This is a genomic window from Oceanirhabdus seepicola, assembly GCF_023684385.1.
GTDB lineage: Bacteria > Bacillota > Clostridia > Clostridiales > Clostridiaceae > Oceanirhabdus > Oceanirhabdus seepicola.
Genome location: NZ_JAGSOJ010000002.1, coordinates 589,904 through 608,363, shown reverse-complemented (window position 1 = coordinate 608,363; position 18,460 = coordinate 589,904). Strand labels below are relative to the sequence as shown.

At 32.3% G+C, this 18,460-nt stretch carries 16 protein-coding genes and 1 riboswitch; of the genes, 2 read left to right on the top strand and 14 right to left on the bottom strand.

Annotated features, from left to right (window positions below; genetic code table 11):
* Nucleotides 1-318: 318 nt before the first annotated feature.
* The 5 genes from KDK92_RS10410 to KDK92_RS10390 all read right to left on the bottom strand — a co-directional run bounded on the left by KDK92_RS10410 (nucleotide 319) and on the right by KDK92_RS10390 (nucleotide 5,241).
* Nucleotides 319-1,326 carry an electron transfer flavoprotein subunit alpha/FixB family protein gene (locus KDK92_RS10410; protein ID WP_250859189.1) on the bottom strand — a complete coding sequence of 336 codons (1,008 nt, stop codon included), beginning with the start codon at nucleotides 1,324-1,326 and terminating at the stop codon, nucleotides 319-321.
* A 20-nt stretch (nucleotides 1,327-1,346) separates the two neighbouring features.
* Complete coding sequence (locus KDK92_RS10405) at nucleotides 1,347-2,126, bottom strand: electron transfer flavoprotein subunit beta/FixA family protein (RefSeq protein ID WP_250859912.1); 780 nt, start codon at nucleotides 2,124-2,126, stop codon at nucleotides 1,347-1,349.
* A 13-nt stretch (nucleotides 2,127-2,139) separates the two neighbouring features.
* Nucleotides 2,140-3,279, bottom strand: coding sequence for an acyl-CoA dehydrogenase (locus KDK92_RS10400; protein ID WP_250859188.1), 1,140 nt, complete (start codon nucleotides 3,277-3,279; stop codon nucleotides 2,140-2,142).
* Between the two features lie 13 nt (nucleotides 3,280-3,292).
* On the bottom strand, nucleotides 3,293-4,069 hold the full coding sequence (locus tag KDK92_RS10395; RefSeq protein ID WP_250859187.1) for a short-chain-enoyl-CoA hydratase: 777 nt from the start codon (nucleotides 4,067-4,069) through the stop codon (nucleotides 3,293-3,295).
* A 500-nt stretch (nucleotides 4,070-4,569) separates the two neighbouring features.
* Nucleotides 4,570-5,241, bottom strand: a complete 672-nt coding sequence (locus KDK92_RS10390; protein WP_250859186.1) for a redox-sensing transcriptional repressor Rex — start codon at nucleotides 5,239-5,241, stop codon at nucleotides 4,570-4,572.
* 471 nt (nucleotides 5,242-5,712) lie between these two features.
* Here KDK92_RS10390 and abc-f point away from each other — a divergent pair, with 471 nt between their 5' ends.
* Nucleotides 5,713-7,626, top strand: a complete 1,914-nt coding sequence (abc-f, locus tag KDK92_RS10385) for a ribosomal protection-like ABC-F family protein (RefSeq protein ID WP_250859185.1) — start codon at nucleotides 5,713-5,715, stop codon at nucleotides 7,624-7,626.
* A gap of 148 nt (nucleotides 7,627-7,774) precedes the next feature.
* Entirely contained in the window at nucleotides 7,775-7,972 is a 198-nt protein-coding gene (locus KDK92_RS10380; RefSeq protein WP_250859184.1) for a hypothetical protein, read from the top strand.
* A 445-nt stretch (nucleotides 7,973-8,417) separates the two neighbouring features.
* On the opposite strand, the gene kamE is transcribed toward KDK92_RS10380, so the two are convergent.
* The 9 genes from kamE to KDK92_RS10335 all read right to left on the bottom strand — a co-directional run bounded on the left by kamE (nucleotide 8,418) and on the right by KDK92_RS10335 (nucleotide 18,317).
* Nucleotides 8,418-9,206 carry a lysine 5,6-aminomutase subunit beta gene (kamE, locus tag KDK92_RS10375; protein ID WP_250859183.1) on the bottom strand — a complete coding sequence of 263 codons (789 nt, stop codon included), beginning with the start codon at nucleotides 9,204-9,206 and terminating at the stop codon, nucleotides 8,418-8,420.
* Nucleotides 9,206-10,762 carry a lysine 5,6-aminomutase subunit alpha gene (kamD, locus tag KDK92_RS10370; protein ID WP_250859182.1) on the bottom strand — a complete coding sequence of 519 codons (1,557 nt, stop codon included), beginning with the start codon at nucleotides 10,760-10,762 and terminating at the stop codon, nucleotides 9,206-9,208. The genes kamE and kamD overlap by 1 nt, the downstream gene beginning before the upstream one ends.
* On the bottom strand, nucleotides 10,759-12,237 hold the full coding sequence (kamC, locus tag KDK92_RS10365; RefSeq protein ID WP_250859181.1) for a lysine 5,6-aminomutase reactivase ATPase KamC: 1,479 nt from the start codon (nucleotides 12,235-12,237) through the stop codon (nucleotides 10,759-10,761). The genes kamD and kamC overlap by 4 nt, the downstream gene beginning before the upstream one ends.
* A gap of 3 nt (nucleotides 12,238-12,240) precedes the next feature.
* The gene (gene kamB, locus KDK92_RS10360) at nucleotides 12,241-13,260 is read right to left on the bottom strand and encodes a lysine 5,6-aminomutase reactivase subunit KamB (protein WP_250859180.1); all 1,020 of its coding nucleotides are present in this window, start codon (nucleotides 13,258-13,260) and stop codon (nucleotides 12,241-12,243) included.
* Between the two features lie 3 nt (nucleotides 13,261-13,263).
* Nucleotides 13,264-14,514, bottom strand: coding sequence for a lysine 2,3-aminomutase (gene kamA, locus KDK92_RS10355; protein ID WP_250859179.1), 1,251 nt, complete (start codon nucleotides 14,512-14,514; stop codon nucleotides 13,264-13,266).
* A gap of 24 nt (nucleotides 14,515-14,538) precedes the next feature.
* On the bottom strand, nucleotides 14,539-15,576 hold the full coding sequence (gene kdd, locus KDK92_RS10350; protein WP_250859178.1) for an L-erythro-3,5-diaminohexanoate dehydrogenase: 1,038 nt from the start codon (nucleotides 15,574-15,576) through the stop codon (nucleotides 14,539-14,541).
* Between the two features lie 23 nt (nucleotides 15,577-15,599).
* A complete protein-coding gene (gene kce / locus KDK92_RS10345; RefSeq protein WP_250859177.1) occupies nucleotides 15,600-16,418 on the bottom strand; it encodes a 3-keto-5-aminohexanoate cleavage enzyme in 819 nt (272 codons plus the stop codon).
* An 18-nt stretch (nucleotides 16,419-16,436) separates the two neighbouring features.
* Complete coding sequence (kal, locus tag KDK92_RS10340) at nucleotides 16,437-16,817, bottom strand: 3-aminobutyryl-CoA ammonia lyase (protein ID WP_250859176.1); 381 nt, start codon at nucleotides 16,815-16,817, stop codon at nucleotides 16,437-16,439.
* A 278-nt stretch (nucleotides 16,818-17,095) separates the two neighbouring features.
* Nucleotides 17,096-17,276, bottom strand: a riboswitch (Lysine riboswitch).
* Between the two features lie 312 nt (nucleotides 17,277-17,588).
* Complete coding sequence (locus KDK92_RS10335; protein WP_250859175.1) at nucleotides 17,589-18,317, bottom strand: TrmH family RNA methyltransferase; 729 nt, start codon at nucleotides 18,315-18,317, stop codon at nucleotides 17,589-17,591.
* Between the last annotated feature and the right edge of the window lie 143 nt (nucleotides 18,318-18,460).

Here is an 18,460-nt window from a genome sequence, read left to right as displayed (position 1 = left end):
GTTTTTTATTGCACACTCTGTGTGCACATCGAAAAATAAAAAACCTTAAACAAGTGGAGAGTGGTGAGTTGAGAGTTGAGAACGTCGGATGTTTCTGCATACGCAGAAACTGCATTTTATCAATTATAGAACAATAGGCATTTACTCGTTTCATCTTTAGATGAAACCTTGTATTTTAAATACAACATTTCATCTAAAGATGAATAAGTAAAACCCTTTTTTTGTCTAAAAAATAATAACAATGTAGGTTCTGACCTTTCGGTCAGAACCATCCATCGTTCTCCACTCTCAACTTTCAACTCTCAACTATGTTTTTATCTACTGTTCTTTTCTTGCTTTTATTTGCTCGATTAACTCTGGTACGATCTTTTTCAAATCTCCAACAAGAGCAACGTCTGCAGCCTTCATCATAGGTGCATCTGCATCTTTGTTAACAGCTATGATAAAGTCAGCATCTTGCATTCCAGCTAAATGTTGAATAGCTCCTGAGATACCACAAGCTATATATATTTGTGGTCTAACTGTTTTTCCTGTTTGACCAACTTGAAGTGACTTATCAATCCACTCGTTATCAACAGCAGCTCTAGAAGCACCAACAACTCCACCTAAAACACCTGCAAGTTCTTCAAGAAGCTTGAAGTTTTCAGCGTTACCTACTCCTCTACCACCTGAAACGATGAAATCTGCTTCAGTGATATCAGCAACTTCTTTAGCAACCTTAACAACTTCTTCAACCTTTGTTCTAATATCATCTTCACTTAGTTCAACATTATATTTTTCAGTAATAAACTCTCTATTTTCATCTCTCTCTTGCTTTGAGAACACCCCTGGTCTAATTGTAGCACACTGTGGTCTATGATCAGCACATATAATTGTAGCCATAAGGTTACCACCAAATGCAGGTCTAGTCATAAGAAGATTATTAGTCTCATCTTCAACATCAAGTGCTGTACAGTCAGCTGTTAATCCAGTTTCAACTCTACATGCAATTCTTGGACCTAAATCTCTTCCAATATATGAAGCACCAACAAACATAATTTCTGGTTTCTTCTCTTCTACTAAGTCACATATAACCTTAGTATATGCATCAGTAGTATAGTGATGTAGTAACTCATGCTCACAAACGATAACTCTATCTGCACCATAAGCTCCTAATTCTTTAACCATATCATCTAGGTCTCTTCCTAATAATACAGCACATAACTCTGTTCCTATTTTATCAGCGATTTCTCTACCTTTTCCTAATAATTCTAAAGAAACCTTTTGTAATTCTCCATCTCTCTGTTCAGCAAATACCCAAACACCTTTATAATCTGTTAAGTTCATAATTTCCCCTCCTCTTGGCCTTAAATGTAGTGTTTCTCTTTTAATCTATTTACCGCTATTTCTGCAGCTTCCTTTGGAGAGGCATTTATGATCTCCCCTTGGCCTTTTGTTTCTTTAGTAGAAGATCTCTTAACTTTAGTAGGAGAACCTTTTAATCCGATTTTTGTTCTATCACAATTTAAATCATCTGCATTCCACTTTATAATATCCTTTGAGAATATTTGGAATATATTTTTAACGTTCATGTATCTTGGGAAATTAAGTTCTTTAATAGCTGTTAAAAGAACTGGAGTTTTAACTCTTATGATATCATAACCATCTTCCCATGATCTTTGAACCTTTAATTCTTCACCGATAATTTCTACTTCTTCAACATAAGTGATTTGAGGCATATTTAAATGCTCTGCAATTTCTGGACCTACTTGAGCTGTATCTCCATCAATAGCTTGTCTACCTGCAAATACTATGTCAGCATCTAATTTTCTTATTGCTTCAGCTAATGCGTAAGAAGTAGCTAATGTATCTGCTCCTGCAAAAGCTCTATCTGAAATAAGAACTCCTTCATCAGCTCCCATAGCCATAGCTTCTCTTAATACTGCCTCAGCTTGTGGTGGTCCCATTGTAATTACTGTTACATGTGCACCGTTAGTATCTTTTAATGATAACGCACCTTCTAATGCATTTTTATCCTCTGGATTCATTATTGAACGTACTCCATCTCTGATAAGAGTACCTTTAACTGGATCAATCCTTACTTCTGTAGTATCTGGAACTTGTTTTATACAAACAACTATTTTCATCATTAGAGCCCTCCTATTTCAATTCATGAGCTGCGATTACCATTTTTTGAACTTCAGAAGTCCCTTCATAAATCTCAGTAATCTTAGCATCTCTCATCATTCTTTCTAATGGATACTCTTTAGTATATCCGTATCCACCATGAATCTGAACCGCTTTAGTTGTAACTTCCATTGCAACTTCTGCCGCATAAAGTTTTGCTCTAGCTGCATCTGCACTAAATGGAAGACCCTTATCTTTCAAGTAAGCAGCCTTATATACTAATAATCTAGCAGCTTCTATCTTAACGTTCATATCTGCAATCATCCACTGTAATCCTTGGAATTTAGCAATTGATCTACCAAACTGCTTTCTTTCTTTCATATATTTAATACACTCATCGTATGCTCCTTGAGCTAAACCTAACGCTTGAGCAGCAATACCAATTCTTCCACCGTCAAGAGTCTTCATAGCAATAGAGAATCCTTTACCTAATTTTCCAAGAAGATTTTCTTTAGGTACAACACAATCTTCGAAAACTAATTCAGTAGTTGAAGATGCTCTGATACCCATTTTGTCCTCAACTTTACCAATTGAGAATCCTTTGAAACCTTTCTCTACTATAAAAGCACTAATTCCTTTAAGTCCTTTAGATTTATCAGTCATTGCAAAAACTATGAAAGTATCTGCAGCTCCACCATTTGTGATAAATATTTTTTGACCATTTAATATGTAATTATCACCATCTTCTACTGCTGTTGTTTGTTGACCTGCAGCATCTGTACCAGCATTTGGCTCTGTTAATCCAAAAGCACCAATTTTCTTACCTTGTGCTAAATCATGAAGGTATTTTTCCTTTTGTTCTGCTGTTCCAAATTGATTTACAACAGCTGTACATAAAGACATATGAGCAGATAATATAACTCCTGTACTACCACATACTCTTGATAATTCTTCAACTGCGATTGCATATGAAATATTATCTCCACCAGCTCCACCAAATTCTGTTGAAATTGGAATACCCATTACATTTAATTTAGCCATTTTCTCAACATTTTCAATTGGAAATCTTTCTGTTTCATCTATTTCAGCCGCTATTGGCTTTACTTCATTTTCTGCGAATTCTCTCATCATTTGTCTAACATATTGTTGTTCTCTCGTTAATTCAAATATCATTTTTAAGCCTCCCCTATCTATTTTTGAAGGATTTTTCTCTTTTTTCTAGGAATGCACTCATTCCTTCTTCTTGATCTTCTGTACTAAAGCAAGAACCAAATACTTCCCCTTCATACATAAGTCCTGTTTCTATATCAACTTCAACCCCTCTATTAATTGCTACCTTAGAGTATGCAACAGCTATTGGAGCGTTATTTTTTATTTTTTCAGCCATATCTTTAGCCACATTCATAAGTTCTTCTGGTTCAACCACGCTATTTACAAGCCCAATTCTTAAAGCCTCATCAGCTCTTATAATATCACCTGTAAATATAAGTTCTTTAGCTTTTCCTACACCAACTAAACGAGCTAATCTTTGTGTACCACCAAATCCCGGTGTAATACCTAATGATACCTCTGGTTGTCCAAATTTAGCTTTCGAACTAGCAATTCTTATATCGCATGCCATAGATAATTCGCATCCACCACCAAGGGCAAATCCGTTAACCGCTGCGATAACTGGTTTTTCCATCAATTCTAATCTTCTAAAAATCTTATTTCCCAGAAGACCAAATTTTCTGCCTTGTATACTGTTAAGATCTTTCATTTCTGAAATATCTGCACCAGCTACAAATGACTTACCATTTCCAGTGATAATAACGACTCTAACATCGTCATTTCCCTGTACTTCATCGATTACATTATTTAATTCTTTTAAAGTTTGAGAATTTAATGCGTTTAAGGCTTGTGGTCTATCCATAGTAATAGTAGCAATACCACTTTCTATAGATAACTTAATATTTTCATACATAATTACTCATCTCCTAGAACATGTTGAATTCTACCACTTTTATTGAATATAAACTTTTATGAATCATTGTATGTCTAGCCTTGAATGATTGTTTGGATTGTTAACTTTATAACAAGATTGGGCAAAATAATCTAGAAGTTTCCACTTCCAATTACATTATAACATCATTATCTTTTATTTCAACAATATTGTTGATAAATTTATAAATTTTTTCTCAACTCTGAATTCTTTGATTATTGAACCGTATAAAAATAAATAACAAATCAAAATGCCACAAACCAGACTAGCATATTAACTAGTTATTTACTCTAATATTACTAAGATTTAATCTATTTAAAATTAGTAAAGAGTTTGAACAATTTACTTTTTGTAAAGATCGATTTTTGAAAGTTTCTTGTGTAAATATTTCACTAAATTTCAACAACCATTTTTTTCTTCTATTTATAATATTAAAAGAACCTATAGATAAATTTTCTATAGGTTCTCAGTTTGTTATAAAATTAGATTTCATCAATTGCATTAACTTTTCTTCTATTCCCCATTAGGTTATCATTCATTCTACATGATAATGTTAGAAGACTCTCACTTAAATTAACATTTTCCACAATTACATTCTTAGGTACTTTCAGATCAATAGGTGCAAAATTCCATATCCCATCTACACCATTTGATGTTAAAACTTCACTTATTCCTTGAGCATGTTCCTTAGGTACACAGATTATACCTACATCTATATCGTTATTTTTCAGAAACTCTTCTAAATTATCAGTATCTTTTACTTCAACATCACTTATTTTAAGTCCAACTAATTTTGGGTTTCTATCAAAAATAGCTTTCAATTTAAATCCTATAGATTTAAAATAAGAATAGTTTGCAATTGCCTGCCCTAGGTTACCTGCTCCAATTATTATAGTATTATAATCCTTTGTTAAACCCAGTATTATACCAATTTGTTTATACAGTTCTCTTACGTTATAACCATATCCCTGTTGTCCAAAGTCTCCAAAGTTATTCAAATCTTGTCTGATTTGAGATGCTGTGAAACCAATTTTTTCACTTAATTCCTTTGAAGAAATTCTGTCAACATCATTTCTTAAAAGTTCTCTAAGATATCTGTGATATTTAGGCAACCTCTTTATCACAGCCATAGATATATACTTCTTTTTTTCCAAAAAAATTCTCCCCTTCCCATTTTACCAAAATATTGAATTATCGGTAAAAGCATTACAATTCTCTCCTTAAGACACATTCAAAAAACAACCCAGTCCTCTTACTGGTCCTTTTGATTTTCGGGGTCGCTACTCAATCCCATATATACAGTAAGTATGCACACAATTGAGTGCTCAGAAAATAATCAAATCACTTAGCCATCCGTCTTGTTTATTTTTTTCATATGTCTAAATTATATAATTACATCATTTTTTTACGAGATAAACACATTTTCCTACTATTATAAAACACAATAAAATGATAAACTAAATATGTATGTTTATAGCTAAAAATTTCACTAATATAAATATACCTTTTTTTTTAGTGTTTAACAAGGATTATATGTTAAAAGTATAACACATTTTTATATATATTATAATGATTGAATTTCAGATTTTTAATTCAGTCAAATTAAATGATTGAGGTGATTAAATATGATAGCTTTTAGTTGTACTGGAATTAAAAAGCTATATGGAATAGATGAAATTTTAACTGATGTTACATTTTCCATTAATGAGGGAGAAAAAGTTGGTTTTGTAGGTAGCAATGGAGCCGGAAAATCAACACTAGTAAAAATTTTAACTGGCCGCCTAGGTTATGATTCTGGTGATATTTTTATTGATAAATCAAAAGAGCTAGGATATCTTTCTCAAAATCTTTCTTTAGATTCAAGTAACACTATATATGATGAGATGATTTTAGTATTTTCAAAATTAATTGCTTATGAAGATAAACTTTCAGCATTAGAAGAAGAAATGGCCAAGCCATTTGATGAAGACAATTCTGAGTATCATAGCAAAGTCATTGATAATTATACTCGCTTGAGAGATCAATATGATATTGAAGGTGGATATGTATTCAGATCAGAAATTTCAAAAGTTTTATATGGCTTAGGTTTCACGAAAGAGGATTTTGATAAAAATATTTCTATATTAAGTGGAGGACAAAAGACAAGAGTAGCTCTATGTAAACTCCTGCTCTCTAAACCTGATATTCTTTTTCTCGATGAACCAACTAACCACTTAGACCTTGCTGCCATTGAATGGTTAGAGTCTTATTTAAAAATATATAGTGGTACTGTTTTAATCATTTCCCATGATAGATTTTTCTTAGATGCAATAACAACTAAGACCTTAGAACTTATTAATGGGAAAATCAAAATATATAACGGTAACTATTCGCAGTTTATTGAACTTAAGAAAAAGAATTATGAACTGGAATTAAAAGCTTTTAACCTTCAGCAAGCTGAAATAAAAAGACAAGAAGATATTATAAAAAAATATAAGTCCTTCAATCGTGAGAAGAGCATAAAAGCCGCAGAAAGCCGTCAGAAAGCTCTTGATAAAATTGAGAGGGTAGATTCACCTGATAGGGAACATAAGATTAAGAAGATATTATTTGAGCCTGCTATAACCAGTGGTAATGATATATTAGAATGTAAAGATCTTAGCATGAGTTTCGGTGATAATCATCTCTTCTCAAATGTTAATTTCTTCATTAAAAAAGAAGATAAAATTGCATTAATCGGATCAAATGGTCGTGGAAAAACTACACTTTTTAATTTAATAATGAGCAAACTTCCACCCAAATCTGGGGAAATACACCACGGAAGGAACATCCAAATAGGTTATTATGATCAAGAACAATCAAATCTAACTCCTAATAAAACTATATTAGATGAAGTGTGGGATGATTTTCCAAAATTAAATCAGCAACAAGTTAGAAGCGCTTTAGCATCATTTCTTTTCTTTGGAGATGATGTGTATAAAGAAATTTCGACTTTAAGCGGTGGAGAAAAATGCAGAATAAATCTCTTAAAACTGATGTTATCAAAACCGAATTTTCTTTTATTAGACGAGCCAACAAATCATCTAGATATTATGTCAAGAGAGGCTTTAGAAGAAGCATTGCTATCTTATTCAGGAACAATGCTTGTAATATCACATGATAGATATTTCCTAAATAAAATCGTTCACAAAATCATGGAACTAGAGGAATATGAAATCAAACAATATCTAGGTAATTATTCTTATTATGTGGAGAAAAAAAATAATCCTAAACGATTTGATGATATTTCAGTTATAGAAGGAATGACCAAGACTAAATTGAAAGCTGAGAAGAAAAAAATTAAACAACAGAAACAAGATGAGAAAAAACTCCAGCTAAAGATTAAAAATCTTGAAAAAGAAATTGCACAAACAGAAGAAAGTATAGAAGAACATGAATCTCTCCTCTGTAAAGAAGAAGTGTATTCTAATGCAACTAAGAGCATAGAAGTAACAAAAACGCTTTCAGATTTAAAAACTTCACTTAGCAATCTTTATTCTGAATGGGAAAATTTGTTATAAATTAATCCTGAAGGTAAAAATAGACATAGTTCCTTTAAAAATTTATGCATTTCGTTGTTTTTTTATTTTTATTGTATAATACTTAAATAAATGGTATTATATTCTTGTGGAGATTCACATGTAAATACATTAATCGAGGGTTAGAATTATGAGATTTTCTAAAAAATGTATAATATTAAATAATGAACCTAACAATGGCGATAAGCTAATATATACCCAGTATAGTAATACGGTGTTATTAGTTAAAAAGTTTCTTTATGAATGCATTGAGAATAATTCAGATATACCAGAGGAAGAACAAGATTTAATAAATTACATGTATAAAGAAAAAATTTTAATTGACTAATAAAAGCACGCTTTTTAAAAGAAATGGATAATGATGGAGCTTCTCACTTACGTGAGAAGCTTCATTTTATTGTTCTTTAGAATAATAAATTTTACTTATTTTATTCAAGATAAAATATTGTCTATTAAATACAATATTTATAGAAATACCCCATGCAAATCAATTGTATTTAATAACTTATGCACACATTAAATAATTTATAATTTCCTAAAGAATAGAAAAAGCACGCAAAGCGTGCTTTTAAAAATAACTTTATAAACCCTAATAGTGAATTGCAAGAGTTTTTCTATCATTTTTTAAATGCTAAAATATTGTATTCTAAGTACAATGTTTCATTATTAATGAAACGAGTAACCCATACTATTCCTTACAATATTAGATTAAAATTTCTCGAAGAGAAATGTCATTCATTCTCCATTATACATTTTCCATTATCAATTATGTTTTAAACCAGTTCTCTATTAACCATCTCAGTTAAAGCAAATGTAGCTACATCATCAGCATATTTCCCTGGTCCAAAACCAGCATCATATCCAAGCTCTTTTGCTATCTCATGAGTGATTCTTGCTCCACCAGCAACAAGGATTATTTTATCTCTAAGTCCTTCTGCCTCTAAAAGTTCAACTAACTCAGTGAGGTTTTTAATGTGTACATCTTTTTGAGTAACTGTTTGTGATACAAGAAGAACGTCAGCTTTTAATTCAATAGCCTTCTGAATAAATTCCTCATTAGGAACTTGGCTTCCAAGGTTAAGTGCTTCAATTCCTTCATATCTCTCTAATCCATAATGACCAGCGAATCCTTTCATGTTCATTACAGCATCTATACCTACAGTATGAGCATCTGTACCTGTACTAGCCCCTACTATAACTACGTCTCTCTTAATGTTTTCTTTAATATAGTCCTCACACTCATGCATATCCATTGTATCAACTTCCACTGTCTCAACATGTATATCTTCATAGTTTACCGTGTGTTCAAGAGAACCATATACAACATAAAATGTAAATTCTTTATCTAATGAACCATGATGAGCACAGTTAGGATTTTTTAATCCCATCTTTTTAGCTAATTGAAGAGCAGCTTCAACTCCCTTTTCATCATCACACACTGGTAAAGTAAAGCTAACCTGCACTTTACCATCGTTCATTGTATCTCCATATGGTTTAACCTTAGTTAGGTCTAAACTCTTATCAAAATCTTTAGATTCAGTAGAATATAATCCTCCGCTCATTACTTTGCACCTCCAAGCATTAACTCAATAAATGGATTGTAGTAGTTGTTCTCTTTCTCGTAAACACCTGCTAAACCTTTACCTCCATCAATAGGTCTCTTAATTCCAGCAAAAACGCCTTGCTCTAACGTTTTGAATAAACCTAATTTTTCGATTTCAGTTAATAGGTTAGTTGCATTTCCAAGAACCTCATTAGCTCTATTTACTATAATTCCATCAGGCTTGAATGATATTTCATCACCAAAGTCCTTCATGTTATTAAATACATAATTAGCATTATCAATTGAAATAGCTCTATCAGCTATGAACGGTGTGTGAATAGCTTCTGTTAACATACCTAAAAGGTGAAGCTTCTGTCCTGTCATAATAGTTACCATGTTAAATAATGCATCTTGTACATTTCCTTTAAATATATCACCAGTTTTGAACTTTGTTGGAGGCATATATTTTAATGGAGCTTTAGGGAATATTTCTCTAGCCATTTGAGCTTGTGCAAGTTCTAATAAGAAACCATTCTCAGTATCTGGATGCATCTCAAAAGCATGCCCTAATCCCATCTGCTCTTCAGGTAATCCAGCAAACAATGCAAATTGCTCATTTATGAATTGTGATGCTAATACAGTATGTGCTTCCTCTATTGCATCAGCAGTAGTTAGGTAGTTATCTTCTCCTGTATTGATTATAACACCAGCATATCCATTTATAATTCTTGAGAAATATTGGTCTACTATAGTTCTCTTCATGTTAATATCTCTAAATAATATTCCATAAAGAGCATCATTAAGCATAACGTCTAATCTCTCTATAGCACCCATAGCAGCAATTTCAGGCATACATAATCCAGAGCAGTAGTTACATAATCTAATATATCTACCTAACTCTTCTCCTACCTCATCAAGAGCATCTCTCATAAGTTTAAAGTTTTCTTGTGTCGCAACTGTTCCACCAAACCCTTCTGTTGTTGCTCCATATGGAACATAATCAAGAAGACTCTGTCCAGTTGTTCTGATAACAGCAATAATATCTGCCCCTTGTTTTGCAGCTGCAACTGCCTGTTTAATATCTTCATAAATATTACCAGTAGCAACTATAACATATAAATAAGGTCCAGTTTTATCTCCAAACTCTTCAAGATAAGCTTCTCTTTTCCCTCTATTAGACTTAATTTTTTCTACCATGTCTTTTGCAATTTTATCAATTGCCATCTTTATTTCAAAATCATCATGCATAGGTAATGAAGTTAAATCTAATTCTCCCTTAGCAACTCTTTCAGCGATTTCCTGTGGGTTAAGTCCAGTTTCAACCATTGCATTCCCTATGAATTTAGCTGCACCTATTGATATACCATTTCCTTTTTCAATGTTTTCAACAACAACATTAGGTAATGGCACCTCTAATTCATCTACACCATCAATTCCTAATAATCTACATATTGTTCTTTCTACAGCTACAGTAGTATGCTTATCGATAAATGTTTGCGTATCCATTGCAATATTTTTAGCACTCTCTCTAGCTTGAGAAACTAAATCCCAGTTTAAGTTTAATTTACTCTTCACTCTTCTTCCTCCTCACCATATAACTCTTTAATTTTTCTAGATATCTCTTCATCAATTCCCAATAACATAGCAATATTCAAAGCATCCTTAGGTACTGAATCCTTACCCATAACCCTCTCTAAACGATAGTCCATATGTTTTTGAATTATTTCAACAGATTTTGATTTCTCTAATTGAATTTTTCTCTTCAATTGTTCAAAATTCACATCTTTTAATCCCTTTACCTGATAATGATCCATCTTATCATTAACAACCCCATCGTAATGAGTTGCAAATAAACATATAGAATTAAATTTGTGAAAGAATTCTGTAACAACCTTTACCAAATTCCTTCCTTCAAAAGGATTTGTTCCACGAGCGAATTCATCAAAGGCAACAAATCCATCTCCTCTTTTAACACTCTCTGTTATCTGCTTAAGTCCCATTATTTCAGCACCAAAGGTGCTTAATCCTTTAGATATTGATTGCATATCATCTGAAATAAGATAGATAAAATCAAATTGAGGTAATTCCCCTTCTTTAGCAAAAATATAAAACCCACTCTGAAAAAGCAGTAAGTTTAAAACTATGGTTTTCAACGTAATTGATTTTCCACCCATATTCGCTCCTGTGATAATAGTACTTCCATTATACAGTTCAATACTTATAGGAGTGAATTCCCCTTTATTTCTAGCCTTTATTAAGTCTACCACTTCAGGGTTTATTCCATCTTTTAACCTTATAGTCATATCAGAACTGATTGTTGGTTTAACCCCACCATACTGTTTTGCTATGTCTGTTTTACTAATTGCCAAGTCCAGTTTTCCTATTTTATCTATGTTCTCTTCTATTATTACACAAAATGCTCTAATTTTCTCTGAAAGATTTTTTCGAACATCCCATTCTTCTTCTTCCTCTTGCACCACGAACTCTAGACGCTCTTCTTTCAGTATCTGTGTATTGTGTAGATCTTTTTCTTTATATATTTTTTCCTCAATACTTCTTTTTTTATTTCTCACTTCTTTTAGCTTTGCACTATATTCCTCATACACATAGAATGTAGCCATCCTTTTCCCTTGAGGGTCAAGTAACTCCACCACATCCTCAGTATTCTTTAGAGCTAGTTCTTCGATATTAAGTTCTAAATCACAAACTAAGCATCTTATTTCTTCACATATCATGGAAAAAATCTTTATTTCAAAAAGTTCAACCTCATCGAGGCACTCTCCACCCTTACATCTCTTAACAGTATTACGTATATCTTTTATTTTCATGAACTGTCTGAATATCTCATTATAGATTCTCTCATTATTGCTTCTGCTATGAATTATCTCTTCAATAATATCAAACTCTCTTTGCAAAAGCTTCTTATGTTCCTTATTGTATGGTTTAATGTTTTTTTTCTCATCCATTCCAAAAGGAGTTATAATATTAAGTGAATCTAAAACATATTGAAATCCAACTTCTTTTCTCTGTTCTTCAGCTAAAAATCTCATTTTTTACCCTCTCAAAACATTGAATACTGGTATTTTTGTTCTTTTTGTCAGTTCATTCAAGAACTGTTCTTCTGAAAATACATATCCATATGGGGATATCGGATTAATAGTAATTGCAGTTACATTAATTTTATTCAAAGCTTTCACCACTCCACCTAATTTTTTAAATTTACGCAAAGTGTTCTGTGTAGCAAAAACCTTAGTACCATCCTCAACCACAAATGTTATATTACTCATTTTCCTACAACTCTTCATTATTTGGTCCATGACCTTATCTGTCAAAACACCCTTTATAAAAACATATCTGGTTTCTTCATCTATATTCTCACTAATACCTTTACCTGCAATCATGGACGTTGATACATTCAAAGCTAGAGTTCCATAATTCTTATCCATTATAACAACTCTACTATCTTCAAATTTACCATACTCTCTCAAAGCTTTACAGTCATTTAATTTATCTATAGATAATATTTCTGACGTAAAAACTGTTTCATCAATAACCTTCTCCATATCACTATGAAGAGCAGCTCCTGTTGCCAGAATCGTACCTTCTGTTATAGATGGTGAGGCAAAACTTTTTCTTCCAAGAGCTCCATCTACAATTACTTTTTCACACTTAAGCTCGAATAATTTATCGACTATATCACCAACATATGCTCCTATTGAAGGACCTGCAAGATCAACATAACCAGCACTGATAGCGTTAGATATTACAACTCTTCCCATAGGTGTTGTGTAATCCGTAACGTATATAATTTCCTTTGTAAAGTCACTGTTAAACAATGCATTTTTAGCTGTAGCAACAATAGTATTCTTTTCTATGAAAATCTTTGGCTTTTCAGTGGTTGTTACTCTATCTACTTCTTCTCCATCTCGCCCTATGGACGTTAGACCAAGGGAATATTTTCCCCTGGCCTCATCCAAAATATAATTTAAAGTTGTTGTTTTTCCTGTATTTTTGGCCATTCCAATAATCGATATACTGTTGTATGGCTCAATAAGTTCAAGAATATTTTTCATTTCTTAGTGATGTCCTCTTTTATTTCTTTCAAGATTATTTGGTTCTAGAGCTAATTGCTGACCATTAAGTAATCCAGCAACTCCAACCTTCTCAACCTTCTTTTCTCCTTTACAAACTTCGCACTGACATCCTGGTGTATAGTTCTCAGGCTCAGTATAAGTTGTAATAACTCCTTCAAAGTTTCTTAATATAACTTTGTTATGGCTTTGAGATATAACATAGTTTGGCATTACAGGAGTTTTTCCTCCTCCTCCTGGTGCATCAACAACAAATGTTGGTATGCAGTATCCAGAAGTATGCCCTCTAAGTCCTTCAATTATCTCAATTCCTTTTGAAACAGGAGTTCTAAAGTGCTCTAGTCCTAATGATAGATCACAAATATAGATATAGTAAGGTCTTACTCTAATCTTAACTAACTCATGTACAAGATCCTTCATAACATGAACACAGTCATTTACTCCTCTTAATAGCACTGATTGGTTACCTAATGGAATACCTGCATCAGCCATTAATCTACAAGCTTCAGCTGCTTCTTCAGTGATTTCATTTGCATGATTAAAGTGAGTATTTAACCATACTGGATGATATTTCTTTAGCATATTTACTAAAGCAGGAGTTATTCTCTGTGGAAGAACTACTGGAGTTCTTGATCCAATTCTAATAATCTCAACATGAGGTATTTCTCTCAATCTCTTAATGATATACTCTAAAGTTTCATCTTCAACTAATAGAGCATCTCCACCAGATAATAATACATCTCTTACTTCTGGTGTATTTCTTATATATTCTATAGCTTTCTCTATTCTTTCCATTGGCATACAGTCATCAGTTTGTCCTGCAAATCTTCTTCTAGTACAGTGTCTACAGTACATTGAGCACTGATCAGTGATAAGAAGAAGTACTCTATCTGGATATCTGTGAGTTAATCCAGGTACAGGTGAATCAGTATCTTCATGAAGAGGATCTAATAAATCAGCCTCGGATTTATGTAGTTCTAAAGCAGAAGGTAACGCTTGCTTTCTTATTGGATCCTCTGGATCATTAGGGTCAATTAGTGCTAAATAATATGGAGTAATAGCCATTCTTAAAGTCTCAGTGCACTTTAATGCTCCCTCTTCTTCTTCTGGAGTTAATGGTAAATACTTCTTAAGGTCTTCAACAGTTTCTACTCTGTTTGCAACTTGCCATTTCCAATCTTTCCATTGTTCGTCTGAAACATGACCGAATAATTCACTACGCCTATTTACCTTCATAATAAATTTCCCCCCGATTTTATATTAAATGTAAGTTTTCTCGAATATTTCTCTAAGTTCTTTGCACTCTCTTAATACAGAAAGTGTAATTTCAGCATGACCTTTAGTATATCCATTACCGATTATCATAGTTACATCTTTTCCTACGCCTTCAGCTCCTAAAGCGGCTTTTGTAAAACTTGTAGCCATTGAGAAGAAATAAACAGTACCTTCATCTTTAACTGGAAGAATTGTAGACATTTCAGTATTTTCAACGTTTACACAGTTTACTGTAATATCAAGTTCCTTACCATTTGTTACTTCTAAAGTTTTATTTAAAACTTCAATAGGCTTAGTAGCATCTGAAATAACTACATCTATTGGAAGATTTAATGAATGAATTCTGTCAGCTTCTTCTTGATTTCTTACAAGACCAATAACCTGACCAGTAGGTCCAACTCTTTTAACTGCTTCATAAAGACATAACATTCCTGATTTTCCAGCTCCACCAAGGATCATTATTTTTTGTCCTGGTCTAGCTAATTTTGCGATTTGTGCAGGTGCTCCAGCTACATCAAGTGCTGCAAGAGCTAATGTTTCACTCATATCTGTAGGTAATTTAGCATAAATTCCACTTTCAAATAATATTGCTTTACCTTTAATGTCAACTCTATCTATATCCATTTTAACATCAATAAACTCATCAATTCTTAAAGGAGTTAATGAAAGAGATACTAATGTAGCAATTTTATCTCCAACTTTAAGATCAGTTTTTCCTTCTAAAGCAGGTCCAATCTTCTCAATTGTTCCTATAAGCATTCCACCAGATCCTGTAACAGGGTTCTGCTGCTTACCTTTTTCTTCAACTATTTCAGCGATTCTAGCTTTAATTTTTTCAGCATCATGTCCAACTTCATTAGCAATTTGAGTAAAACTAGCTGAGTCAACATTTAAAGATTGAACATCAATAAGAATCTCATTATCATATAATTCCATATCATTATCTATTTTTCTAGCAGGTTGTGGTAACACTCCTAGTGGCTCTATAACTCTATGTGTTCCAAATTTACATCCTTTTTTCATAATTAAACCCTCCAAACTTAATATTAGTTTAATCCTAGTATTTCTCTTGCTTCTGTTGGTGTAGCAATCTCTCTACCTAATTCATTAGCTAATCTAACTACTCTCTCAACTAGTTCAGCATTTGATTTAGCAGGTACTCCTTTAGAAATAAAAACATTATCTTCAAATCCAACTCTAACATGACCACCCATTATGATAGCCATACTAGCCATTGCAAACTCATGTCTTCCTATTCCTGAAACAGTAAAAGTACTTCCTGCTGGAATACTTCCTGCCATGAAAACTAAATCTCTTGGTGTTGCAGAAATTCCTCCATTAACACCCATAACAAAGTTAAAGTGCATTGGAGATTTGATAAATCCTTTTTTATTTAATCTGATAGCCATATCAATCATACCCTTGTCAAAAACTTCAACCTCAGGCTTGATATTGTTCTCTATCATTCTAGTTCCAAATTCTTTTATTGTATTTTCAGTGTTAACAAATACCTCATCTCCACCAAAATTACAAGTTCCACAATCCAAAGTAGCCATCTCAGGGTTTAATTCAGTTGGTTGAAGTCTTTCATTATTACTCATTCCAACTGCCCCACCAGTTGATGGTTGCACTATTGCTTCTGGACATCTTTCCTTGATTGCCTCCATACATACTCTGAATCTCTCTTTATCCTGCGTTGGAGTACCATCGTCTTCTCTAACGTGTAAATGTATAATACTAGCTCCAGCCTTATAAGCTTTTTCAGCTTCAGATGCTATTTCTTCAACTGTATATGGAACAGCTGGATTATGTTCTTTTGTAACCTCTGCACCACAAATCGCAGCAGTGATTATTAATTTTTCCATCTATATCACCTCTGGAGTTTATTTTCTTTGCTTATCCTTTGGAGTAACACATGTACCACTAGCTCTACAAACAACAATAGGTTCTGGTAAAACATCTGCAGCTGAATCACTTATTTCCGGTCTTGGTACTATTACTTTTCTAGCTTCAAAAACCATTTTTCTAGATGAATTTCCAACTTTAACAATTTCACCTACAGCTTCGATATAATCTCCAGCATATACAGGTGCCATAAATTCAACACTATCATATGCTTTGAAAAGTCCTTCATCACCATCATGTCTGATTAATAATTCTGTTGCTACATCTCCAAATAATTGAAGCATTCTAGCTCCATCAACTAAATTTCCACCGTAATGCGCATCGTGAGAACTCATTCTCATTCTAATTAAAGCTTTCATTTTTTTCTCCCCTTTCTTAAAAAAAACTAATTCAAACGCTTTGTTACTAATTAGATTATTTTGCCGCCAACCCAATCATTCACCTACTAGACTACTTCCGTAAATGGTATTCTATCTAAGTTAAAATAAAAAAATGATTGCCCAATCTTATTTAATATCTTTAGCTTAGATTATCTCCATATTGTACTTATTATTTTGCCCAAAATAAAAGCACTGAAAGTTTTTCAGTGCATAAAAAAAATATGGAAGTATTCATGCAATGAAAATAAAATAATCATCACATAAATAGCGCTCCATAAAATATATATTTACGGCAGTGAGCGGAATGTACTCTCGCCCCCCAAGAATATATTAAGGTCTCATATACCCTTTCGGCAACCGCATCCTTCACATTCGTCATCAAAGGAACCTCTTCTTAACATCCAAATGATACCATACGTTTGCGCCTCTATTTATGTTCAATATTTAATTATGTGTAACTGTTTAAAATTTTCTTACACTTTCATTATACTCATTGACTACCATTAATGCAATATTTAACATTAAATATTTCAATTTTTTTTGATATGATTTCTATTCTTCATTTTTCTGAATATTGATTATTGTGGTTGTGTTTCTTTAATTAACCAAAAATTTGTTGTCATTATATTTATTCCATTTAAGATTATGTAAATTCCAAGCATGTACCTAACGCTTTTGAAAAATTGAAAAAATGAAACGAATGTAATCGTCGTCCAGAACTTTTAAAAGTTAAATTTATTTGAACTTGACTTATGTATTTTGCGAGAATTTATACATAGATATTGCCGCAGCTATGGCTAGATTCAAGGAATCAATTCCATTATTGTGAGATATAAAAACACTATTCCCATATTCTCGTAATTTACTATCTAACCCACTAGCTTCATTCCCAAAAACTAATGAATATGGTTTTTCGCTTTTTCTATCAACTTCTTCAATTTCTAATGTACCATCTAGCATAAAAAGAAACATATCATGATTGCTAAATGATTTATAATATTCATGAAATGATTTGAACCTTTTTACATTCTGTTTGAATATTGCTCCCATAGAACTCCTAATTACTTTTGGATTGTAAATATCTATTGAAGGCTCGATAATTGCAATATTTTTAATACCAAACCCTACACTAGTCCTTATTATTGTTCCTACATTCCCAAAATCGCTAGGATTTACTAATACAACATGAGATTCATTCATATTTAAATTTTCTTCATACTTTCTGAATACTCCAATTACAAAACAGTTTCCTTTAGGGTTTATTTTATTGATTAAATTATCATTTTCTCTAATCCTTATATTCTTTTCTTCACAAACACTAAATATATAATCTTTAACTTCATCATTACTAAACTTAGAACTTATAACTATTTCAATAACTTGATTAATCTTATTTTTTAATAATTCAATAGTTGGAAATGCTCCAAACGTATATGAATAATCATATTTTTTATTATATTTCTTTATGTTGTTCCCCATAATTTTCTCTCCCCTAATAACATTAAATATATTGATAAAACTTTTTATTTTATCAATATATTAATGTTATCAAAAGACGCTCACGGTGTCCTCCTCGAGAATGATACATAATCAAACTTGAGCAAAAAAAGGCACGCTATGCG